This window comes from Pseudomonas sp. TE21394 (assembly GCF_054057835.1).
Genome location: NZ_JBSRZR010000001.1, coordinates 2,937,044 through 2,958,884 on the forward strand (window position 1 = coordinate 2,937,044; position 21,841 = coordinate 2,958,884).

Here is a 21,841-nt window from a genome sequence, read left to right on the forward strand (position 1 = left end):
TCCTGTCAATTGCCCGGCGCGCCCGCTTCGGGCTTGAGGGCTTGGTCCTCGCCGATGCGGATTGCGGCCCCTGGGGTCAGTTTCAGTTGACCGGCGGTGACCACCTGGTCCCCGGCCTGCAGGCCCTTGCTGACCACCACCACACCGTCACGGCGCTCGCCGGTCTGCACCGTGCGCTGCTCGGCGGTGAGCTGCGGCTGGCCCTTGTCGTCGTTCAGCGGCTTGCCGTCCTTGTCCTTTTTCGGCGTGGCGATGTACACCGAGTTGCCATACAGGGTGTAGGTGATGGCGCTTTCCGGCACCACCACTTGTGGCTGCGGGTTGGGCAACAGGATCAGCAGGCTGGCGAACATGCCCGGCAGCAGCTTGCCGTCCGGGTTGGCCATGGTCGCGCGCACCAGCAGGTTGCGCGTGGCTTCATCGACCTTGGGGTTGATCGCGCTCAGGCTGGCGGGAAAGGTCTGGCCGGGGTAGGCCGGCACCTGCACCAGCACCTGCTGGCCCACGCTCAGGCGCGGCAGGGCCTGTTCCGGCACGTTGAAGTCGACATAGAGGCTGGACAGGTCCTGCAGGGTGGCGATCACCGTACCGGCGGCCAAATAGTCGCCGACATCCACCTGGCGTATGCCGATAGTGCCGCTGAACGGGGCGCTGATGCTCTTCTTGGTCTTCGATGCCTTGAGTTGCTCGACCAGTGCCTGGTTGCGCCGGTACTGGGCGGTGAGGCGATCGAACTCGCCGCGGGAGATGGCCGCGTCACCCACTAGTTGGCTGCCGCGGCCGAAATCGACCTTGGCCAGGCCGAGGTCGGCCAGGGCGGTGCCGAGCAAGGCGGTTTCCTGGTCGTCATTGAGTTGCAACAGCAGTTGCCCGGCCTTGACCTGCTGGCCGGAGTCGAAGTGCAGGGCCTTGACGATGCCTTCCACCTCCAGGCTCAGTTCCACCCCCTGGAGCGCCTTGAGGCTGCCAACGGCGGGCAGGCGCTCTTGCCACGGGCGCTGCTCGGCCAGGGTGGCCGCCACGGTGATGGGCGGCCGTGGGGCAGTGAATAGCTTGATCCGCTGGTAGATCGAGAAGGCTTTGTAGCCCCCCAAGGCCAGCACGATCAGCAGAACCACGGCCAACATGATGAGCATGCGGCGGCGCAGCATAGGTCCGTTTCCTTGGATGCAATTGTTTTTTGTTTGGACACGACAACGGGCGATCCTGCCCACGTGTGGATGAGGGAATTATCGACTGTTTTTTGCGGGAAGGGGAGTGGCTTGCCTGTGCCGCCCCTTCGCGGCTGAAGCCGCTCCTACAGGGGGCGCGTGGTCGGCGGCTTGTGCGGTCCCTGTAGGGGCGGCTTCAGCCGCGATATGGTCAGTACGGCCAACCCGAAGATCAGACCAGGTGCAGGTGATTATCCCAGAAACCGGACGGCAGGTTCAGCGGCTGCCCGACCAGTTCGGTCTTGCGGCAGTCATAGAAGCGGCAACGGCCTTGCCCGGAGGTAACCACGAAACCATCCTGTACCGCGCCAACCCCGGCGCAATCAGGCATCGGTGCGTCCAGCCGCACCGCGCCGGTGTCCAGGTGCCAGATGAACAGGCGGTTGGCCCGTGGCGCGGTCAGCGCGACCAGCCGCAACTCGCTGTGGATGGCGACACTGGCGGTGTACTGCGCCATGGCCTGCAACTGCTGCTGCGGCACCGGGAAGGCTTTGAATGGCTCGCCCGGACGCTTGATCGCCAGCAGCTCGGCGGTCTCGTCGGCAGCCCCCATGAATTGCTGGCAGGCGGCGATGGTGCCGTCGCTGCCCACCGCCAGGTGGCGTACGCTGTTCATCTGCTGGGCCAGGGTTTCCTTGCTCAGCAGGGTACCGTCGCGCTGCATCAGCACCAGGCTCGGCTGCATGGCGTCGAGGTTCATCTCCACCCGGCTTTCGGCTTCGGTGCGGATACCGCCGTTGGCCACCACCAGTGTCTCGCCGTCTGGCAACCAGGCCAGCTCGTGCGGGCCGATGCCGTGGGTCGGCAGTTCGCCGCTGTGCACCAGGCGTTCACCCGCGAAGCGGTACACGCCGAGCACGCCACGCCCGGGGTCGGTGGTGTCGTTCTCGGTGGCGTATAGCCATTCGCCACTCTTGTGCACCACCGCATGGCCGTAGAAATGCCGGTTCGGTTGCGAGTGTACGGTTTGCAACAGGCGCCCGTCGCGCAGGTCTACCAGGTAGCTTTCGGTGCCGGGGCGGCGGGCGACGAACAGGGCGATCGGCAGTTGCGGGTGATGGATGATGGCATGGCAACGCTGGGCGACCTGGGTGCTGAATACCTGGGTACCGTCCAGGCGGAACCCGACCGCGTAGTGCTTGCCGTCGCCGTCGTCACGCGCCGACAGCAGCAGCGGTTCGCTGCCTTTGTTGCGGAACAGGCTCCAGCCGCCCAGGGTGAGGGCGCTGAGCAATACGCTACCGAGTTTGAGGGCCTGGCGTCGCAGCATGATCAGTCACCGTCGTTGGCATTGAAGCCCAGCTGGATGTTCAACGCCTTGGCCAACTCGCCTTCATGCAGGCGATGGACGACGTTGAGGCTGTCGTAGATCTGGTTGAGGGTTTGCTGGCCGGCCTCGTCGGCCAGCAGTTCACCCAGGGTCTTGTGGTTGTCGGCCAGCAGTTTGAGCGCGCTCGCGTAGGCATCGTCGATCTTGTCCGCCAGGGCTTTCTGGTCGCTGGGTAGCAGGCCGCGCAGGCCCTGGTTGTCGACCCCGACCCACACCGCTTCGGCGGCCTTGAGGCTGGCCTGCAGGCTGTTCAGCGAGTTGTGGCTGCGCCAGGCTTCGGCCTGCAGCGGCTGCGGGATGCCCTTGCTCTGGCGCCCCATCGGCGCGCCGAGCTTCTTCTTCAGGCTGTCCAGCGCAGTGACCTGGGCACGCAGCAGGTCGGCGATCGCCTCATGAGAGTCGGCGTAGCGCTGGTTGGGGAACTTGGTCATCTGCGACAGCATGCCGTCGGTGCTGTTCCAGCGCTTGAGGATATCTTCGGCCAGCGCCTTCTGGTGTTCACCGATAGCGACCAACAGCGGGCAGTAGCGGGCCTTCTGCTCGGCCGTGGCGATGTCCGGCTTGCTGTCAAACAGGATGTATTCGTAGGCCGAAAGGCCACGCACCACGACACTGGCCTTGCCCAAGGCCTCGGCATCGACCGGTGTGTCGGCGCTGACCAGTTGCTCGACCTGGCGACCGACCAGGTTTTTCTTGTCGGGCCAGAACTGTACCTGCCAGGCGCGATTGCCTTCAGCCAGCGGGCCGACCAGCAGCGGTTGCAGCTCGGCCCAGGCCTTTTGCGCGTTGAGGAAGTCGGCACGGGCCTTGTCCAGGGTTTCCTTGCCTTCGCAATAGGCCAGGGCGCTGGCGGCCAGCATGCGGTCGGCTTCGACCCAGCGGCTGTAGGTGGGCAGGATCACCTGCTTGGCAATTGCAGCGGAGGTCACGGCTTGCGGGTCCTGCGGCGAGCAGGCACCGAGGGCGAGTGCGGCGAGGCTGGTGAACAACAGTTTGGGTCGGAACATGCCGGCTCCTATGCGCGTTTCAAAGTGAGTTCAGGAAAGCCAGCAACGCGGCGCGCTGCCCGGCATCGAAAGTGAGCACGACATTGCGCGCTGCCTCTGCTTCGCCGCCGTGCCAGAGCACGGCTTCGAGCAGGTTGCGGGCGCGGCCATCGTGCAGGAACTGGCTGTGGCCGCTGACCGTTTCGCTCAGGCCGATGCCCCACAATGGCGGGGTACGCCAGTCCTGGCCGTTGGCGGCGAATTCGGTGCGTTCGTCAGCCAGGCCCGGGCCCATGTCATGCAGCAGCAGGTCGCTGTAGGGGCGAATCAGCTGGTTGGCCAGCTCCGGCTCGGTGGCATTGGCGGCCGTGGTGAACTGCGGTGTGTGGCAGCCCTGGCAGCCGGCCTGGTAGAACAGGTTCTTGCCGGCCAGTACCTCTGGCGCGCCCACGTCACGGCGCGCCGGCACGGCCAGGTTGCGGGTGTAGAAGGTGACCAGGCGCAGGATGTTGTCGCTGACTTCCTTCTCGCCATCGGCACCGTCACCGTTGGGGGCGGCCAGGCAGGCGGCCTGGGCCGGCGTGCAATCGTCATTGGGTTGCAGGGTGGTGGTCAGGCCCATGTCGCCGGCAAGGGCGTGCACGTTCTGCTGGTTGACGTTGGGCTGCCCGGCCTTCCAGCCGAAGCGGCCGACCACGGTCTTGCCCAGGGCGTCGTCCCATACCCGGTTGGCGCGCCCGCGGATACCGTCGTGGTTGCGGTCGTCCGGGTCTTCGTTGGCCAGCAGGTCGGCTTCGGGGATGGCTTCGAGCAGGCCCAGGCCGATCATCGGCGGCGCCACCCGCGCCGAAAAACGCGTGTCGGGGTGCATCGCGCCATAGCCGAGCTGGGTGATCTGCAGGGCCGGCTTGCGCAGCTCGACCTGGTAACCATCCTTGAACGTCAGCGTTTCCTGGGTATAGCTGACCCGTACCTTGCCTTCCGGTGCCACGCCGGGGATGGCCATGTCCTGCAACTGGGTGCCATAGACCGGCTCCGGCACCACGCCGAGGCGCTCGACCACCTTGGCCAGGTAGGGCTGGTCGGGGATCGACAGGCGCACCAGCATCGACACTGCGTTGCTGTCGCCCGGCTCTGGCGGGTGGCCGCGGCCGTCGCGCACGTGGCAGTTCTGGCAGGCATTGGTGTTGAACAATGGGCCCAGGCCGTCACGTGCCGTGGTGGTGGACGGGGCGATCACCCAAGGGTTGCGAAAGAAACTGTTGCCCACGGCGAAATCCAGGCGCCGCTCTGGCGAGAGGTTGGCCGAGGGCAGGGAATAGGCGTTGCGGTCATTGCGTTGCACGGTCGCCGTGCCAGCCGACAACGCTTCGCCGGGCTCGGCCTGGGTGAAACGCGGCGCGTCGTCACAAGCGGCGAGGGCAAAGGCCAGCAGCAGGGGGGAGAGTCGAAACAGCGACGAGGACATCGAGAATCCTGGGCGTGAGCGAAAAACCGGCGTGCAAGCTTAGCAGGCCCAGGATCTTTGAATAAGAGCAATTTGCGTTTGCCTGATGAAATCGTCGCTACCAGGAACAGCTCAGGCCATGTACAGCTCGAATTGCCGGTTGACCAGGCTGACGATCAGGTTCTTGTTGCCGCCATGGCGATTGTCACCTGCCACCTCTTCGATTTCCAGGCTGGTGTAATCCATCGCCGAGGCGCTGAGGAACTTGATCGCATCCTTGTGGGCGGGTTCCCAGTAATCCTGGAAGATCCAGATACTGGTCTTGGCAGCCGGGCCAAGGATCAGCCGCATGGCTTTGTTGTTTTCTTCCGATTTACCGATCCAGGGTATGGCCAGCGAGCCATTCCAGACGTGCTGGGCGCCGATTGCCAGGCTATGGCTGCGGTTTTCACCGTCGATCAGGGTCAGGGTGTAGGGGGTGTTGTTGGCGATGGAACGCAGGTAGGTCACGCTAGCCATGGGGCATTTCCTCTTGGTGGATGTCCGGTCGTGGCAACGGGCCGCTCGGGGCGCGATAGACATAGGCCGCGAGCAAGGTGATTTCGTTGAAGGGGGGCTCGAGTCTGGCGGGGGCAAAGCGCCCCAGCAGTTGCAGGCCCTGCGCGAAGGCGACTGACTCGAACCTGCGTCGGTCGGTTTCGTTGGGGTCGTACAGGTAGATCTTGCCGGGGCGTGCAACCACCCGGCACATCTCCTCGGCGACGTGCTGCGTGATTGGGGCACCCATCAGGGTGACATGCGGAATCTGGTAGGAGTCGAGCGGGAAATCGGGTGCGTCGTATTCGTAGACGATGATCAGGTTGGGGATACGCTTGCCAGTGTCGGGGCCGTTGGAAACGAGTTGGCCAGCCTTGTTCAGGTTGTAGGCATTGTTGAAGCCGGTAACCAGGTCGTACCCATTCATGCGTTGCACGATGCGGCCTTCCCCCCACACATCCAGAATCTGCAGCACGGTACCTCCTGTATGGGATTCCAAGAAGGTCGCCAGCATGGGCGTCAAGCCAACCAGTGGCCAGCGGGAAGCGTTGCCCCTGCCGGGCAAACGAAAACGCCCGGCACAAGGCCGGGCGTCTGGTTGAAGCGCCGTTAGCAGATCAGAACTCGTGATCCGCAGTATCCGGGTTCAGGTTGGCAATACCCAGCTTGCCCGCAGCCTGTTCGATCGCACCAGTCTGTTTGACCAGGGCGGCGATGGCGTCACGCACGATCTGGTTGCCGGCAGCGTTGTCGGCGGCGATCAGCTGGTCGTAGTGCTCACCCTTGAGGGCGTGGTCGACGATCACCTGGATCTTGGCTTCGGTGGCTTCCAGATCGGCCTTGAGGGTGGCGTCGGCAGCCGGGTCGACCTTGGCCACCAGCGACGACAGGCTTGGGCCGGTCACCTTGCTGCCGTCCGGGCGGGTGTACTCGCCCAGGTAGACGTTGCGGATGCCCTTGGCGTCATAGAAGTGCGAATAGTGGGTGTTGTCGCTGAAGCAATCGTGCTCGTCTTCCGGCGAGTTGGCTTCCAGCGAAACCTTCATGCGCTCGCCCGCCAGTTCGCCCAGCGACAGGCTGCCCATGCCGAACAGCATCTTGCGCAGGCCGTCGTTTACCGGCTCGGCTTCCAGCTTGGCGCGGTAGTTGTCGGCAACGTTCGGAGCCCAGTTGCCGACCATTTCTTCGAGGTCCTTGACCAGCAGGTCGGTGACCGCTTTCAGGTAGGCGCGACGGCGGTCGTTGTGGCCGCCGGTGGCGCCCTTGCCTTCCAGGTAGTCCGAGGCCGGGCGGTTGCCTGCGCCCGGGCCGGTGCCATTCAGGTCCTGGCCCCAGAGCAGGAACTCGATGGCGTGGTAGCCGGTAGCGACGTTGGCCTCGGAACCGCCCAGCTCGTTCAGGCTGGCGAGTTTCTCGGGGGTGATCTGCTTGACGTCGATCTTCTCTTCGCCGACCTGGATCTCGCTGTTGGCGATGATGTTGGCGCTGGCTGCCGGGTTGCCCAGGGCATGCTCGTAGCTCTTGTCGACGTAGTCGATCAGGCCTTCATCCAGCGGCCAGGCGTTCACCTGGCCTTCCCAGTCGTCGATGATGGTGTTGCCGAAGCGGAACACTTCGCTCTGCAGGTACGGTACGCGCGAGGCGACCCAGGCGTCCCGGGCGGCCTTCAGGGTTTCGTCGTTGGGCTTGGCCAGGAACGCGTCGACTGCGTTCTGCAGGGTCTTGGCAGTGCTCAGGGAGTCGCTGTACACGGCATGCACCAGCTCGGCGTAATGCTTGACTACGGCTTTGCCGGCAGCCTCGTCGACAGCCCCGGGCGCTGCAGTGGTGGTGCTGGCGGCAGCCGGTGCCTGGGCTTGCGGCGCGGCGGCCTTGTCGTCCTTGCCTTCACCGCAACCGGCGAGAGCGATGGCAATGGCCAGCAGACTGGCGGAGGCCAGAGGCATTCGAATCATTATTGGTTTTCCTGCGTCGTGTGGTTGGACCAAGGGGGAGACCGTGCGCCGTGGCACGCGAAACGACAACATCATGCGAAAGATTTGCATTTGCTGTAAAGGGGCGCTATGCAAATTATGCCGGCGGCGGCTACGCCCAGCGGCTGCTGGGGTGCTTCAGGTCATCGACACCTGGTTGCGCTGCGCCTGTTTGAGGAAGTTGGTCAGCTCGCGGGCTGGCAACGGCTTGCTGTAGTGGTAGCCCTGGCCCTCGTGGCAACCCTGGGCAATGATATACGTTTCCTGTTCGACGGTTTCCACGCCTTCGGCGATCACCTGCATGCCCAGGCTCTTGCCCAGCTGGATGATCGCGCGAACGATGGTGGCGTCGTCATCGTCGTCCAGCAGGTCCTGGACGAAGCTCTTGTCGATCTTGATCTTGTCCAGCGGCAGCGATTTCAGGTAACTGAGCGAAGAGTAGCCGGTGCCAAAGTCGTCGATGGCAATCAGCGCCCCGGAGCGGCGCAGGCTCAGCAGGTGCTGGGCGGCGGTGCTGATGTCTTCCATCAGGCCGGTTTCGGTCACCTCCAGCTCCAGGCTGCGCGGGGGCAGGCGGTAGGCCTGCAGCAGGTTGTTGACCACCCGCGGCAGTTCGTTGTGGTGCAACTGCACGGTGGACAGGTTGACTGCCATGCGCAGGTCGCTGAAGCCCATGTCATGCCATTCGCGCAGTTGCCGGCAGGCCTGGTCGAGTACCCACTCGCCAATGGCGATGATGCTGCCGTTCTGTTCGGCGAGGGGGATGAACTGGTCCGGCGGTACCATGCCCAGTTCCGGGTGCTGCCAGCGCAGCAACGCCTCGACACCGACCACTCGGTGGTCGCGGTAGCTGACCTGCGGCTGGTACACCAGGTACAACTGGTTGCGCGGCAGGGCTTCGCGCAGGTCTTTTTCCAACTCGCGGCGGCGACGCATCTCGCTGTCGACGCTGGCGATATAGAACTGGTAGCGGTTACGCGACCGGGCCTTGGCCAGGGTCATGGTCTGTTCGGCTTTCTGTAGCAGTTTCTCGGTGCTGTCGCCGTCCTCCGGGAACAGGGTGATGCCGATGGTGGCGCGCAGTCGGATCTGTCGGTGGTGGTCGAGGTCGAACGGCACTTCCAGGTCATCGAGGATGCTTTGCGCCAGTTCGGCCGCCTCGTAGGGTTGCTCGATATTGGCCTGCACCAGGGCGAACTGGTCGCCGCCCAGCCGGGCCAGGGCACCCAGGCGGCTACTGTGGGCGCGCAGGCGGTCGGCCAGGGCCAGCAGCAGCTGGTCACCGACCTGGTAGCTGAATTGCTCGTTGATGCCCTTGAAATCGTCGAGCCCCAGGCACAGTACCGCCACCCGGTGTTGCAGGCGGCCGCCGTCGATGAGGATCTTGTCCAGCTGCTGTTGCAGCTGCTGGCGGTTGGGCAGGCCAGTGAGAAAGTCGTACTGGGCCATGCGTTGCAGGCTGTTTTCTGCCTCGTGGCGCAAGTGGGTGTTGCGCTCGATCGAGGCCAGCAACTGGTTGGCGGTATTCACCCAAAGGCCCAGTTCGTTCTTTTCGTGGCCCTTGAGCAGTGGCAACTGGTGCTGGCTGGGGCGGTCGGGGTTGATCTGGGTGAGGTGCTCGATGATCTTCGACAGTGGCTTGGTCAATAACCAGTGGTAGACCAGATACAGCACCATGCCCATGGCCAGGGCCCGTAGTACGCCGGAAATGAAGATGATCACGGCGTTGATCAGGAAGTCCTCGCCGTAGGCCGAGGTGTCGAGAGTGATGTTCAGGTCGCCGTAGTATTCGCTGTAGGGGCCGCGGCCGACCAGTTGCGTGGTGTAGGTGCGTTCCTGGCCGAGGATAAGGTCGGTCAGCCAGCGCATGGTCGTGTCCCGCAGCGGACGGGATTTTTCTGCCAGCATGGTTTCGTTGGGGTGGCCGATGGAGGCCATGCGCACCGACTCATCCTGGAACAGGCCTTCCATCACTTGCATGCCCATTTCCCGGTCGAGGCTGTACACCGCCTGGGTCGAAGGGTCGCGGAACATGTCGAGGATGCGCTGGGCATCGTTGTTCACGGCCTGGCGGGTCTTGTAGGTGTCGTAGATGATTTGCGCACAGCTGAGCACGACGCCGACCACCAGCGCCGACAGCAGCACGACCCTGAGCAACTTGACCGACAAGCTGTTCCGCAATTCCAGCTTCAATGGGGTTTCCTTAATCCATGCGCATGGCATCATTTTGCCATCAACGATGACGATACACTACCGGCCGGCCATGAGCAGTGTATCGGTTGCCTTACCCCGCAACTTGAATGCGCTGTAGCAATCTTCCAAAGGTTTGATGTTAGCGCGGTATGCGGGCTGAGCAAGCGTTTTGCGGGGCGGGCGCAGGTGACAAGCGGGCGGGTTGCTTTGCGGGCGAGGGCCGCTGCCACAGGCGTGGCACACTCTTCGTGCAGAAGGCCTGTGGAGCGGACCTGGTTTGCCACGCCGTTGGAGAAACGGTGGCTCCTCGCAATACAAAGTGATACCCGGCTACGCATGCAGACGAGCACAGCATCCGCCATCAGGCAGGCACTGCGGATGAAAGCGTTATCAAATTGTTGCGGGGCAGGGCGGGGGAAAGCTTATTTACAGTTGGCACTGCGGAAATGCGGACGATGTGCTGGCGCAGTTCTTCGAGAGCGCACGGTGCATGTGCAGGTGGCCGATTGCCCGGGGCGGCATCAGCCTGGGACAGGGCAGATGGACATTGCAGGACTGTTCACGGCGCTGGAGCAGCGCGGCTATACGGGGTGGATCGGGTGTGAATACCGGCCTGCGGGGTCTACTGCCGATAGCCTCGGCTGGCTTGAACGATACGTCTCATGAACGCCTTGCGTGCCGACCCTGGGCAAATGCCCTGAAAAAAAATCCGATGCCAGGGGGCTGGCATCGGATTTTTGGCAAGAGGCCCGGGGTGGCCGGGCTTCCTGCTCGAGGCTGAACGACTCAGGCCTTGAAGGTCTTGCCTTCGAACTGTTCGGCAACGAAGGCCCAGTTGACCAGGTTCCAGAACGCCTCGACGTACTTCGGACGCAGGTTGCGGTAGTCGATGTAGTAGGCGTGTTCCCAGACGTCGCAGGTCAGCAGCGGGGTGTCGCCGCTGGTCAGCGGGCAGCCGGCGCCGATGGTGCTGGCCAGGGCCAGGGAACCGTCAGCCTTCTTCACCAGCCAGCCCCAGCCGGAACCGAAGGTGCCAACCGACGTCTTGGTGAACTCTTCCTTGAACTTGTCGAAGGAACCGAAAGCGGCGTTGATGGCATCAGCCAGGGCACCGGTCGGCTGGCCGCCGCCGTTTGGCGACAGGCAGTTCCAGTAGAAGGTGTGGTTCCAGACTTGAGCGGCGTTGTTGAAGATACCGCCCGAAGAGCTCTTGACGATCTCTTCCAGGGTCTTGCCTTCGAATTCGGTGCCTGGGACCAGGTTGTTCAGGTTCACGACATAGGTGTTGTGGTGCTTGTCGTGGTGATACTCCAGGGTTTCCTTGGAGATGTGCGGCTGCAGGGCATCGTGGGCGTACGGCAGCGGCGGCAATTCAAAAGCCATGGTGGATCTCCTGATTCAGGTCTGTTTGCGGTTTGCGCAAGGCCGATCACGGGCGGCCCGATCAGCGTCAGCGAGATTGTACTCTTTGCGACGCAAGGGCTGGATCATAGCACCGGGCCCGGCGCATAACCACGCAACAAAGATAGGGAATAGAGGTTCCAGAGCGGTTGGCGGGTGGCGATCAGTGGTGGTCGTTTGCAGGCAGGCGCGTGTACGGAAACCCCTGTACCCGCGGCCTGCCTCACACCAGGGGAGCCGCGCGGCCCGGCACGCTGGGCTGCGAAGCGGAAAACCGGTGTTCAGCTGAAGACCAACTGCGCCGCCACCGCGAACATCATGACCGCGACCATCAGGTCCAGCATGCGCCAGGTCGCTGGCCGTGCCAGCCACGGCGCCAGCCAGGCTGCGCCAATCGCCAGGGTCGAAAACCACACCAGCGAGGCGCTGGCAGCCCCGGCCACATAGGCCCCAGGCGCGCTCTGCTGGGCCCCCAGCGAGCCGATCAGCAACACCGTGTCGAGATACACGTGCGGGTTCAGCAGGGTCACCGCCAGGGCGCTGAGCAGCACCGCGCGGCGTGAGCGTGCGCCTTGGCCCTGCTGATGCTGCAGGCTCTGCCGGGAGCAGGCGCTGCGCAACGCCTTGGTGCCGTACCAGATCAGGAATACCGCGCCGCCCCAACGGGCGACCGCCAGCAAGGTCGGGTTGTGCGCCAGCACGGTGGCCAGGCCGAACACCCCGGCTGCCACCAGGACCGCGTCACAGAGAATACATAGCGCTGCCACCGGCAGGTGATGCTCGCGGCGCAGGCTCTGGGCGAGAACGAAGGCGTTCTGGGCGCCGATGGCCATGATCAGGCCGAAGGCCACCAGCATGCCGTTGAGATAGCTCTGCCACATGGCCAGATCTCCAGGAGTGTCGAGAAAAGATGCTGGCCATTGTGCGCAAACGGGTTATATAAGAAAAACAAATAACGCTGATCAGGCATTAGGAAAATCGATGTTCGACTACAAACTGCTGGCCGCCCTCGCGGCGGTGATCGAACAAGGTGGTTTCGAGCGCGCGGCGCAGGTGCTGGGCCTGTCGCAGTCGGCCATATCCCAGCGCATCAAGCTGCTCGAGGCGCGGGTCGGCCAGCCGGTGCTGGTACGAGCCACACCGCCAGGCACGACCGAAGTCGGTCGTCAGTTGCTCAACCATGTGCAACAGGTGCGCCTGCTCGAACGCGACCTGCAACGCCAGGTGCCGGCGCTGGACGAGGGCGGCATGCCGGAGCGCCTGCGCATCGCCCTCAACGCCGACAGCCTGGCCACCTGGTGGGCCGCTGCGGTGGGCAATTTCTGCGCGCAGCACAAGGTGCTGACCGACCTGGTGGTGGAAGACCAGGAAGTAGGCCTGAAGCGCATGCGTGCCGGCGAAGTGGCAGCCTGTCTGTGCGCCAGCGAGCGCCCGGTGGCCGGAGCGCGTAGCCTGCCACTGGGCGCCATGCGTTACCGGGCACTGGCCAGCCCCGGGTTCATGGCGCGGCATTTTCCCCAGGGTTTCGCTGCGGGCCGCCTGGCCCGTACGCCGGCGATCGTCTACGGCCCGGACGACTTCCTGCAGCACCGTTACCTGGCATCGCTGGGCATCGACGGTGGTTTCCTGCACCACCTGTGCCCGTCCTCGGAAGGTTTCCTGCGCATGACCGAAGCCGGCCTGGGTTGGGGCCTGGTGCCCGAACTGCAAGCCCGTGATCAACTGGCTGGCGGGCAATTGGTGGAAATCTGCAGCGATACCCCCATCGATGTGCCGTTGTACTGGCATCATTGGCGCAACGGCGGGCAACTGCTCGCGCAACTGACCGAGCATCTGCGCCACTGCGCACGGCAATGGCTGGTGCCCTTGTAGCCACGGCTGGCGTCAGTTGCATCTGAAATCTGGCAAGACGGAGTCTTACATGCGAATTCTGGTCACCGGCGCGAGCGGCTTCATTGGCGGGCGCTTTGCGCGCTTTGCCCTTGAGCAGGGCCTGGACGTGCGGGTCAGCGGCCGCCGCGCGGAAGGGGTCGAGCACCTGGTCAAGCGCGGCGCCCAGTTCATCCCCGGCGACCTCGGCGATGCCGAGCTGGCCCGTCGCCTCTGCCAGGGCGTCGAGGCCGTGGTGCACTGCGCCGGCGCGGTGGGCAACTGGGGGCGCTACCAGGACTTCTACCAAGGCAACGTGGTGGTCACCGAGAACGTGGTCGAGGGCTGCCTCAAGGAGCACGTGCGCCGCCTGGTGCACCTGTCGTCGCCGTCCATCTACTTCAACGGCCGCTCGCGCCTGGATATCCGCGAAGACCAGGTGCCGCGTCGCTTCCACGACCACTATGGGCAGACCAAGTACCTGGCCGAGCAGAAGGTGTTCGGTGCCCGGGAGTTCGGCCTCGAGGTGCTGGCGCTGCGCCCACGTTTTGTCACCGGGGCCGGCGACGCCAGTATTTTTCCGCGGCTGATGCAAATGCAGCGCAAGGGCCGCATGGCAATCGTCGGCAACGGCCTGAACAAGGTGGATTTCACCAGTGTGCACAACCTCAACGAGGCGCTGTTCAGTGCCTTGTTCGCCGCCGACCGGGCGCTGGGCCAGGCCTACAACATCAGCAACGGCCAGCCATTGCCGCTATGGGATGTGGTCAATTACGTGATGCGCAAGATGCAGTTGCCGCAAGTCACCCGCTACCGTTCCTACGGCCTGGCCTACAGCCTGGCTGCGCTGAACGAGGCGGCCTGCCTGCTATGGCCGGGACGCCCGCAACCGACCCTGTCACGCCTGGGCATGCAGGTAATGAGCCGCGATTTCACCCTGGATATCAGCCGCGCCCGGCAGTATCTGGACTACCATCCCAAGGTCAGCCTGTGGACGGCGCTGGATGAATTCTGCGCCTGGTGGCAGCACCAGCCGCCAGGACCATGAGGCCGACGGGCCGACGATGGTCATCAACGCGCCGCGCTGGCGGTTTATACTCGTGCCTCTTTGCGACTACCGCGGTTGAATGTATCCATGCGTAACCATGCTCATGATGACTACGATGACGTGCCTACCCTGCGGGCCGGCACGCATGACGATGACGAACTGATGCCCGCGCACGTGGTGCGCAGCCGCCAGAAAGCCGCCCGCGGGGCCAGTACGGCGCCTCTTTGGGCCTTGCTCGGGGCCTCGTTCATCGCCTTGGCGGGCCTCGGCTGGTGGAGCTTCCAGCAGATTTCCCTGATGGAACAGCAACTGGTGGCGACCCAGGAAAGCTTTGCCCGCATCAGCGAGGAAGCGGCCGGGCGCCTGCAGGCCATCAGCGGCAAGGTCGCGGCCAGCGAGTCGGGGGCCACTACCAATAGCGAGGCCTTGAAACTGCAGCTTCGTCAGTTGCAGAAGGGGGTGGCCGGGCAGACCGGTGACCTGGGCAAGCGCCTGGAGCAGGTGCTGGCCGATACCCGTGAACAGCAGAAGGCCGTGACCGAGCTGCAGAGCCAGTTGCAGGCGCAACTGAAGCAAGTGAACGGCGAACTGGCCGCGTTGCGCTCGGGCCAGGTCGATGGGGGCAAACTGGATGCCCAGCTCAAGGGCCTTGGTGAACAGGTTGCCGCACTGAAGGCCGCACAGGCCGACAATGGCAAGCTGGATGGTCAGCTCAAGAGCCTGAGCGGCGAGGTGGCGGCGCTGAAGAAGCAGGGTAACCCGAGCGCGGCTATCCAGGACCTGGAGCAGGACATGTTGGTGCTCAAGAGCCAGATCGACAATCGTCCGGCGGCGGCTGCCAGTGGTGCTTCGGTGCAGGAGTTCGATGCCTTCCGTGCGCAGACGACCCGCAACCTGAATACCTTGCAGAGCCAGATCCAGAACCTGCAGCAGCAGATCAACGCCCGGCCGTGACAGGGCCGGGGAGGGCGTTGCCCTCCTTTCGCGACACAGGGCCGCAAAGCGGCCCCGGCAATCCCGGTTACAACCGTGGATAGTCGATGTAACCCACCGGCCCCTTGCCATAGAAGGTCTCCGGCCGCGCTTCATTCAACGGCGCATCCGCCGCCAGCCGTGCCGGCAGGTCCGGGTTGGCGATGAACGGCACGCCGAACGCCACCGCATCCGCCTTGCCACTGGCCAGGGCCGCATTGGCGCTGGCCTTGTCGAAGCGCTCGTTGACGATGTACGGGCCGCCGAACGCTTGCTTGATCAACGGTCCGATGCTGTCATCGGCCTCCCGCTCGCGTGAGCAGATGAAGGCAATGCCCCGTTTGCCCAGCTCGCGGGCGACATAGGTGAAGGTTTCGGCGCGGTCGGCATCGCCCATGTCATGGGCATCGGCGCGTGGCGCCAGGTGCACGCCGACACGGTTCGCCCCCCATACCTCGATGGCCGCGTCGGTGACCTCCAGCAGCAGGCGCGCACGGTTTTCCAGCGAGCCGCCGTAGCGGTCGGTGCGCTGGTTGGTGCTGCTTTGCAGGAACTGGTCGAGCAGGTAGCCGTTGGCACCATGAATTTCTACGCCATCGAAGCCTGCGGCCTTGGCATTCTCGGCACCGCTGCGGTAGGCCTCGACGATGTCGGCGATTTCCTCTGTTTCCAACGCGCGCGGGGTGGGGTAGTCACTGAGCGGGCGTACCAGGCTCACATGGCCCTTGGGCTGGATTGCACTGGGGGCTACCGGCAGTTCGCCGTTCAGGTAGCTAGGGTGGGAGATGCGACCGACGTGCCACAGCTGCAGGAAAATGCGCCCGCCCGCTGCATGCACGGCCTTGGTCACATTGTTCCAGCCACGTACCTGCTCGTCGTTCCAGATGCCGGGGGTATCCGGGTAGCCGACACCCATGGGGCTGACCGAGGTCGCCTCGCTGAGGATCAGCCCGGCACTGGCGCGCTGCACGTAGTACTCGGCCATCAGCGCATTGGGCACGCGGCCTTCATCGGCGCGGCAGCGGGTGAGCGGGGCCATGATGATGCGGTTGGGCAATTGCAGGTCGCCCAGGGTAATCGGATCGAAAAGCGTGGTCATGAAGGTTACCTGCCTGTTCAGAGTGCTTGGCGCAATTGTTCGAGAAACGCCTGGATGGTGGTTTCGTTGCGTTTGAAGAAATGCCACTGGCCGATCTTCTGGCTGCTGACCAACCCGGCGCGCTGCAGGGTGGCCAGGTGGGCAGAGACGGTTGATTGCGACAGGCCGCAGCGTTGATCGATCTGCCCGGCACAGACGCCGTTCTCGGTGCTGTGGTATTGGTCCGGGAAGTGCCCTGCCGGGTCTTTCAGCCAGCCGAGGATTTCTCGTCTGACTGGGTGGGCCAGCGCTTTTATGATTTCGTCGAGATCGAGAGGCATGGGTTGAGGCTCGTTGTAGCGGTATATCGCGATAGGCCGAAATGTAAATCGTGAACTACCGATATACAAATACGAAGACGTTCTGAGTGGCGTACGAATCGATATATCGCGTTATAACGATATAGGCGCAGACGGTGCTAGACTGCGCCCATGAACTACCTCGCACACCTTCATCTGGGCGGCCCGGCGCCGCAACAACTGCTTGGCAGCCTGTATGGCGATTTTGTCAAAGGCCCGCTGGAAGGGCGCTTCCCGCCTGCGCTGGAGGCGGCCATCCGGCTGCACCGTCGAATCGACAGCTATACCGACCAGCATCCGTTGGTACTCGCGGCACTGGCACGTTTTCCACCTGAGCGGCGGCGCTTTGCCGGCATCGTTGTGGATGTGTTCTTCGATCACTGCCTGGCCCGGCATTGGCAGGATTATGCCGAGCAACCGCTGGAGCAGTTCACTGAGGCGTTTTATCGAGTGCTGTTGGCGGAACCCGAGCTGCCCGGGCGGCTGGCGCGGATTGCACCGTTGATGGCGGCGGATGACTGGCTGGGCGCGTATGGTGATTTCGCCACGCTGGAACAGGTGTTCAACGGCATTGCCCGACGGCTGTCGCGGCCGGAGGGGATGCTGGGGGTAATGGGAGAGCTGGAACGGCTATACGAGCCGTTGCTGGCGGATTTTCGTGAATTCTATCCGCAATTGCAGGCGTACGCGGCGGCGGGGCGGATGTCAGGCAGTTAGGCCTGTGCCGGAGTCTTCGCAGGCACACCCGCGAAGACGCCGGTCCTGAAAAGCACAAGCTCAGGCGGCCCGCGCCTGCCGCCGAGCCACAACTTCAACTTCCACAGCCCCGAACAACGCCCGCTGAATCGCCTGCTGCGCCTGCAATGCGAGCATCGCCCGTTCCTTGCCGACGCTGCCGATCGGCTGCAGCAAGTGGATGCACACTTCACTCCGCGGCTGGGCGAACAGGCGCAGCAAGTGCGACACCAGGTCATCCTCACCAATGAATGGCGCAATCGGGTCGATCTGGCCATTGCGCAGGTACTGGATGGCCACCGGTTGTATCGCCACCCCACGGTCGATGGCGCCCGCCAGCAGGCGGCCATGGAAGGTGCGCAGGGTCCGCCCGCTGGTGGTGGTACCTTCGGGGAAGATCAAAAGCGGACGGGCCAGGCCTAATTGCCCGGCAATCTGTTCACGCAGGCGCTGGCTGTCACCGCCGCCCCGGCGGATGAACAGCGTGCCGGCCTTCTCCGCCAGCCAGCCGGCCACCGGCCAGTGGCGCACTTCGGCCTTGGACAGGAAGGACAGTGGCAGCAGCATGCCGAGCAAAGGGATGTCGGTCCAGGAAACGTGGTTGCTGACCCACAGCATTGGCCGCTGCGGCAGCTCGCCGAGCACCCGGACGTCGAACGGCAGCGCCGCGACCAGGCGTTTCATGAACAGGCAGGTCCAGCGCTGGCGGCGTTCCAGCGAGGGCTTGAAGCCCAGGCGCTCGCCGAGGGAGACCACGCTGGCCAGCAGCATGCCCAGCAGCAGGACCAGCAGCAGTCGCGTCAGGCGGGCCGATACCCGCAGCTTCGGCATCACACCGCTGCCTTGAAGTGGCGGGCATAGCGCGGGCACAACTCGTCGCGCTTGAGCAGGATGAACACGTCGGCGACTTGGAAGTCTTCGTCCCAGCATGGCTCGCCGCAAATTTTCGCGCCCAGGCGCATATAGGCCTTGAGCAGGGGAGGCATTTCGGCAATCACGTTGTTCGGCAGGGCCAGCTTGGGCAGCGGTTTTTTCGGTTCGGCGCGCAGGTGCTCGGTGCACAGGTAACGGTCGCGCAGGCGCTGCATCACCGCATGGGCCTGTATTCCGCCATCCTGCATGGGGATGCTGGCGCAGCCCATCAGATAGCTGTAGCAGCCTTCATTGAGGATTTCCGCCAGTTCGCTCCACAGTACCGCAATGGTGCCGCCGTTGCGGTAGTCGGGGGCCACGCAGGTGCGGCCCAGCTCGAGGATCGGACCCTGTAACTGTAACAAGCCATGCAGGTTGAATTCTTCTTCGCTGTAGAAGCGGCCGAGGCTGCTGGCAGCCTGGTGGTCGAGCAGGCGCGTGGTGGCAACCAGCTCGCCGGTACTCAGGTCGCGCACACCGATGTGTCGGCAGTGCACGTCGTAGTCATCCATGTCCAAGCCGTGCTCGGCACCTTTGAGGCGGGCCTTGAATTCGGCGCTGAACACCTTGTAGCGCAGGGCCTGGGCCTCGTGCAGGGCCGTGGCGCCAACCAGGCGTTCGGCTTGCAGACGGCGTTCGGTGCTGTTGTCGCCAGCGTGAGCGATCCGAGTCATTACGAGTCTCCATAAGCCAGCCATGAAGGGTTGCGGCCGGTCGGCTTTGTTGTGCAAAGTCAGCCTAGGTAGACGCGGTGTCACCCCTGTGAAGCTTTGGTGATGCTTGCGTGACATCCCACGGCCTTAGCCGAAAGCCCCCTGCAAGGAGCCGCTCCATGGCCTGGTTGCAACGACTCAACGACCCGCTTCGCCAAGCACTGGCGGGCACCCTTGGCGAAACCTATGCCGCGCTGCTCGAGCGCCTTGGCCCGGTTACCCCGTTCGAACTGGCGGTTCTGGGCGGGCGGGCGATGGCCACGCCGGGCCTGGCGTTCCTGGTCGGTTACCAGGCCGCCTTGCGCGTGCTTTGGCCCAGTGCTCCGCCGAGCCTCGGCGCCCTGTGCGCCAGCGAACGGCACAGCGTGCGGCCGGCGGACATGCGTACGCGCCTGGACGGCCTGCGCTTGACCGGCAGCAAGGACTTCGTCACCGCCGGCCTGGAGGCGGAGTGGTTGCTGGTCGCGGCGCGCAGCGAGGCGATGGGTGCGGCAGCGCAATTGAACCTGGCGGTGGTCTACCCCGGCGAGCCGGGGGTGACGCTGGAAGCGCTGCCGACCCTGCCGCTGATGCCGGAGGTGGGCCATGGACGACTGGTACTGCAGCATGCAGCCTGCGAATTGCTGGCGGGGGATGGCTGGGATGCCTATGTGAAACCGTTCCGCTCGCTGGAGGACTTGTATGTGCTCGCCGCACTGACGGCCTGGCTGTATGGCGTCGGCCAGGCGTGTGCCTGGCCGCAGGCCTTGCGCCTGCAGTTGCTCGGGCTGCTGGCCGGGTGTGCCGAAGGTAGCCGGCAGTGTGCCGATACCGTCGCTTGTCATTTGTTGCTGGGTGGCTTGTTTGCGCAGTTCCAGGCGCTACGGGGGGAAATCGAGGCGGCATTGGCAGCCGGGCCGGCGCATTGGGCGCAGCTCTGGCAGCGCGACCAGGGCGTGATGGCGCTGGCGGCTGCAGCGCGGGAGAAGCGGTTGAACAAGGCATGGGCGGCTGTGGGATTGTCATGAATGCCTGTTAGGTTTGTGTGATTGCATGAAACCCGGGGCCGCACAGTGGCCCCGAAAAAAGGCAATCCCGATGAAGGCATTGTTCGTCATTCTGGCACTGGTTACAGGGTGTGCCTGGGCCGAGGGCTGGCCCCAACCCGACTGGCCGATCGATGACGCCACTCACGACTGGCAGGCTGTCGACGCCTACGCCTTCCCCGTCCGCCCCACCCCGGAGCGCACCGGTATTCGTACCGACGCCCTGCTGATCATCCGTGACGGTCGTATCCTGTACGAACGCTATACGGCGCCCACCACCGCAGCCACTGCCCACCTCACCTGGTCGATCAGCAAAAGCGTGCTCGCCACGGTGCTGGGCGTCGCGCAGGGCCAGGGGCGCTTCCAGCTGCAAGACCCGGTCAGCCGCTTCTACCCGCCCATGCGCGCTCACCCCGGCGTGCGCATGGCCGACCTGCTGTACTGGGCCAGCGGTCTGGACTGGCAGGAAGACTACGAATACGCTCCGCTGAAATCCACAGTGGTGGCCATGCTCTACACCCGCGGCCGCGCCGACATGGCGGCCTATACCGCGGCGCGAGGCTCGGCCGCCAACCCTGGCCAGCGCTTTCTCTATTCCAGTGGCGACAGCAACCTGCTGGCCGCCGCCCTGCGCGGCATGCTCGGCGCCGAACAATACCCGCAATACCCCTGGCTCGCGCTGTTCACCCCGCTGGGCATCACCAGCGCGGTGTGGGAACGTGACCAGGCCGGCATCTATGTCGGCTCTTCCTACCTGTACCTTACGGCGCGCGACCTGGCACGCATCGGTCTGCTGATGCAGCGCGACGGGCGCTGGCACGGCCTGCAACTGCTGCCCGAAGCCTGGGTGGCCTTCAATCGCAGGCCGTTTGCCCAAGCCGACGCCATGCCCGGCGAGGCCAACCCCGGTGGCCACTGGTGGCTCAACCAGCCGTTGGCCGGGGCGCCACGGCCCTGGCCGAGTGCTCCCGCAGACACCTATGCGGCCCTCGGCCATTGGGGGCAGGCGCTGTACGTGCTGCCCACGCAGAAGCTGGTGATCGTGCGTTATGCCGATGACCGCGACGGCAGCTACCAGCACGACGAACTGCTCAGGCGGGTACTCGCGGTGCTGGCCGGGGAGGGGGCATGAAGCGGGTCATGCTGCTGCTCTTGCTGGGGCTGTCGTACTGGGCGTGGCAAGAGCGCCAGGCCCTGGCTGATTTTCCCGGCATCCTTTCGGCCTACTCGGCCAAGGAGTACTGCTCGTGCCGCTTCGTCATGGGGTTCGAGCCGGAGTATTGCCAGGGCTACGTGAAACAATGGCTGGCGCTGAGCCTGCTGGAGGAAGACCGCCAGCAGCGGCTGGTAACCGCCGAAGGCCTGGGGCGGCGCCACCAGGCTGCCTGGCAAGGCCCGCGCGAGGGCTGCCGCTTGCTGCCATGAAGGCGGGCGGGTAAGGTTGGCGGCCTGGTTTCACGAGATCCGTCATGTTCAAGTTGCCCCGCCTGCTACCCGCCTTGCTGCTGGCTTTGTGCCTGCCTGCCCACGCCAACTGGCACCTCGATGGCGAGTCGTCGCGCCTGTCATTCATCACTGGCAAGAACGGTGACACCGCCGAAGTGCATCGTTTTCTGGTGTTGCATGGCACGGTCGACCGCAAGGGCGCGGCCGGGTTGAGCATCGAGATGGATTCGGTGAGCAGCGGCATTCCCCAGCGTGACGAACGCATGCGCGAGGATCTGTTCGACGTCGAGCGTTTTGCTGAAGCCAAGGTGCAGGCACAACTGGACCTGCGGCCGATAAACGACCTGGCCAATGGTGCCCAGGTCGAGCTGCGCCTGCCACTGACCGTAACCTTGCATGGCCAGTCCCACAGCTACAACGCCTTGCTGCTCGCCACCCGCCTCGACGAGCGGCGCTTCCAGGTGGTGACCCTCGAGCCGCTGGTGCTGCGCGCAGCGGACTTCGGCCTGCTGCCCGGGCTGCAGCGCCTGCGCAAGTTCGCTGGGCTCAAGTCCATCAACCCATCGGTACCGGTGAGTGCGGTGCTGATCTTTACCGCCCGCTGAC

Annotated in this window: 22 protein-coding genes and 1 pseudogene; 9 read left to right on the plus strand and 14 right to left on the minus strand. The window is 64.4% G+C overall.

Going from position 1 to position 21,841, the window contains the following annotated elements:
* Positions 1-5 precede the first annotated feature (5 nt).
* The 8 genes from ACVWZT_RS13545 to ACVWZT_RS13580 form a co-directional block, all read right to left on the minus strand.
* A complete protein-coding gene (locus ACVWZT_RS13545; protein WP_457469754.1) occupies positions 6-1,151 on the minus strand; it encodes an efflux RND transporter periplasmic adaptor subunit in 1,146 nt (381 codons plus the stop codon).
* A gap of 232 nt (positions 1,152-1,383) precedes the next feature.
* Positions 1,384-2,481, minus strand: coding sequence for a DUF1513 domain-containing protein (locus tag ACVWZT_RS13550; protein WP_296234128.1), 1,098 nt, complete (start codon positions 2,479-2,481; stop codon positions 1,384-1,386).
* A gap of 2 nt (positions 2,482-2,483) precedes the next feature.
* Positions 2,484-3,548 (minus strand): imelysin family protein, encoded by a 1,065-nt coding sequence (locus tag ACVWZT_RS13555; RefSeq protein ID WP_296234126.1) that lies wholly within the window; start codon positions 3,546-3,548, stop codon positions 2,484-2,486.
* Positions 3,549-3,567: 19 nt separating this feature from the next.
* Positions 3,568-4,995, minus strand: coding sequence for a di-heme oxidoreductase family protein (locus ACVWZT_RS13560; protein ID WP_457469757.1), 1,428 nt, complete (start codon positions 4,993-4,995; stop codon positions 3,568-3,570).
* 111 nt (positions 4,996-5,106) lie between these two features.
* Positions 5,107-5,493, minus strand: coding sequence for a hypothetical protein (locus ACVWZT_RS13565; RefSeq protein WP_296234122.1), 387 nt, complete (start codon positions 5,491-5,493; stop codon positions 5,107-5,109).
* Positions 5,486-5,986: a hypothetical protein gene (locus tag ACVWZT_RS13570; RefSeq protein ID WP_457469759.1), complete on the minus strand. Its 501-nt coding sequence runs from the start codon at positions 5,984-5,986 to the stop codon at positions 5,486-5,488. Before ACVWZT_RS13570 ends, ACVWZT_RS13565 begins: the two co-directional genes overlap by 8 nt.
* Positions 5,987-6,128: 142 nt before the next feature.
* Positions 6,129-7,466 carry an imelysin family protein gene (locus ACVWZT_RS13575; RefSeq protein WP_457469761.1) on the minus strand — a complete coding sequence of 446 codons (1,338 nt, stop codon included), beginning with the start codon at positions 7,464-7,466 and terminating at the stop codon, positions 6,129-6,131.
* A 156-nt stretch (positions 7,467-7,622) separates the two neighbouring features.
* Positions 7,623-9,677 carry a putative bifunctional diguanylate cyclase/phosphodiesterase gene (locus tag ACVWZT_RS13580; protein ID WP_296234118.1) on the minus strand — a complete coding sequence of 685 codons (2,055 nt, stop codon included), beginning with the start codon at positions 9,675-9,677 and terminating at the stop codon, positions 7,623-7,625.
* 442 nt (positions 9,678-10,119) lie between these two features.
* On the opposite strand from ACVWZT_RS13580, the pseudogene ACVWZT_RS13585 reads away from it, so the two are divergent.
* Positions 10,120-10,343, plus strand: a pseudogene (locus tag ACVWZT_RS13585) (TIM barrel protein); the annotation flags it as partial.
* A gap of 120 nt (positions 10,344-10,463) precedes the next feature.
* On the opposite strand, the gene ACVWZT_RS13590 reads toward ACVWZT_RS13585, so the two are convergent.
* Both ACVWZT_RS13590 and ACVWZT_RS13595 read right to left on the minus strand, forming a co-directional pair.
* Positions 10,464-11,060: a superoxide dismutase gene (locus tag ACVWZT_RS13590; protein ID WP_003255187.1), complete on the minus strand. Its 597-nt coding sequence runs from the start codon at positions 11,058-11,060 to the stop codon at positions 10,464-10,466.
* A 299-nt stretch (positions 11,061-11,359) separates the two neighbouring features.
* Complete coding sequence (locus ACVWZT_RS13595) at positions 11,360-11,959, minus strand: LysE/ArgO family amino acid transporter (protein WP_296234117.1); 600 nt, start codon at positions 11,957-11,959, stop codon at positions 11,360-11,362.
* Between the two features lie 100 nt (positions 11,960-12,059).
* On the opposite strand from ACVWZT_RS13595, the gene ACVWZT_RS13600 reads away from it, so the two are divergent.
* The 3 genes from ACVWZT_RS13600 to ACVWZT_RS13610 all read left to right on the plus strand — a co-directional run bounded on the left by ACVWZT_RS13600 (position 12,060) and on the right by ACVWZT_RS13610 (position 14,949).
* A complete protein-coding gene (locus tag ACVWZT_RS13600; protein ID WP_296234116.1) occupies positions 12,060-12,950 on the plus strand; it encodes a LysR family transcriptional regulator ArgP in 891 nt (296 codons plus the stop codon).
* Between the two features lie 49 nt (positions 12,951-12,999).
* Positions 13,000-13,995 carry an NAD-dependent epimerase/dehydratase family protein gene (locus tag ACVWZT_RS13605; RefSeq protein ID WP_457469764.1) on the plus strand — a complete coding sequence of 332 codons (996 nt, stop codon included), beginning with the start codon at positions 13,000-13,002 and terminating at the stop codon, positions 13,993-13,995.
* Between the two features lie 87 nt (positions 13,996-14,082).
* Complete coding sequence (locus tag ACVWZT_RS13610; protein ID WP_296234114.1) at positions 14,083-14,949, plus strand: ATPase; 867 nt, start codon at positions 14,083-14,085, stop codon at positions 14,947-14,949.
* Positions 14,950-15,016: 67 nt separating this feature from the next.
* Here the strand turns inward: ACVWZT_RS13610 and ACVWZT_RS13615 are convergent, their stop codons facing one another.
* Together ACVWZT_RS13615 and ACVWZT_RS13620 are read right to left on the minus strand one after the other, a co-directional pair.
* Positions 15,017-16,066, minus strand: coding sequence for an alkene reductase (locus ACVWZT_RS13615; protein WP_457469767.1), 1,050 nt, complete (start codon positions 16,064-16,066; stop codon positions 15,017-15,019).
* Positions 16,067-16,083: 17 nt separating this feature from the next.
* Positions 16,084-16,386, minus strand: coding sequence for an ArsR/SmtB family transcription factor (locus ACVWZT_RS13620; RefSeq protein WP_296234111.1), 303 nt, complete (start codon positions 16,384-16,386; stop codon positions 16,084-16,086).
* Positions 16,387-16,536: 150 nt separating this feature from the next.
* On the opposite strand from ACVWZT_RS13620, the gene ACVWZT_RS13625 reads away from it, so the two are divergent.
* Positions 16,537-17,121, plus strand: coding sequence for an acyl carrier protein phosphodiesterase (locus ACVWZT_RS13625; RefSeq protein WP_457469769.1), 585 nt, complete (start codon positions 16,537-16,539; stop codon positions 17,119-17,121).
* A 60-nt stretch (positions 17,122-17,181) separates the two neighbouring features.
* Here ACVWZT_RS13625 and ACVWZT_RS13630 read toward each other — a convergent pair whose 3' ends face one another.
* Positions 17,182-17,970 carry a lysophospholipid acyltransferase family protein gene (locus tag ACVWZT_RS13630; protein WP_457472070.1) on the minus strand — a complete coding sequence of 263 codons (789 nt, stop codon included), beginning with the start codon at positions 17,968-17,970 and terminating at the stop codon, positions 17,182-17,184.
* On the minus strand, positions 17,970-18,725 hold the full coding sequence (gene olsB / locus ACVWZT_RS13635) for an L-ornithine N(alpha)-acyltransferase (protein WP_296234107.1): 756 nt from the start codon (positions 18,723-18,725) through the stop codon (positions 17,970-17,972). The genes ACVWZT_RS13630 and olsB overlap by 1 nt, the downstream gene beginning before the upstream one ends.
* Before the next feature lie 158 nt (positions 18,726-18,883).
* Here olsB and ACVWZT_RS13640 point away from each other — a divergent pair, with 158 nt between their 5' ends.
* From ACVWZT_RS13640 to ACVWZT_RS13655, 4 genes are all read left to right on the plus strand, one after another.
* A complete protein-coding gene (locus tag ACVWZT_RS13640) occupies positions 18,884-19,771 on the plus strand; it encodes an acyl-CoA dehydrogenase (RefSeq protein WP_457469771.1) in 888 nt (295 codons plus the stop codon).
* 70 nt (positions 19,772-19,841) lie between these two features.
* The gene (locus ACVWZT_RS13645; protein ID WP_457469773.1) at positions 19,842-20,921 is read left to right on the plus strand and encodes a serine hydrolase domain-containing protein; all 1,080 of its coding nucleotides are present in this window, start codon (positions 19,842-19,844) and stop codon (positions 20,919-20,921) included.
* Positions 20,918-21,214, plus strand: coding sequence for an amidase (locus ACVWZT_RS13650; protein ID WP_457469775.1), 297 nt, complete (start codon positions 20,918-20,920; stop codon positions 21,212-21,214). The genes ACVWZT_RS13645 and ACVWZT_RS13650 overlap by 4 nt, the downstream gene beginning before the upstream one ends.
* 44 nt (positions 21,215-21,258) lie before the next feature.
* Positions 21,259-21,840, plus strand: a complete 582-nt coding sequence (locus tag ACVWZT_RS13655; RefSeq protein ID WP_457469777.1) for a YceI family protein — start codon at positions 21,259-21,261, stop codon at positions 21,838-21,840.
* Position 21,841: the final 1 nt, after the last annotated feature.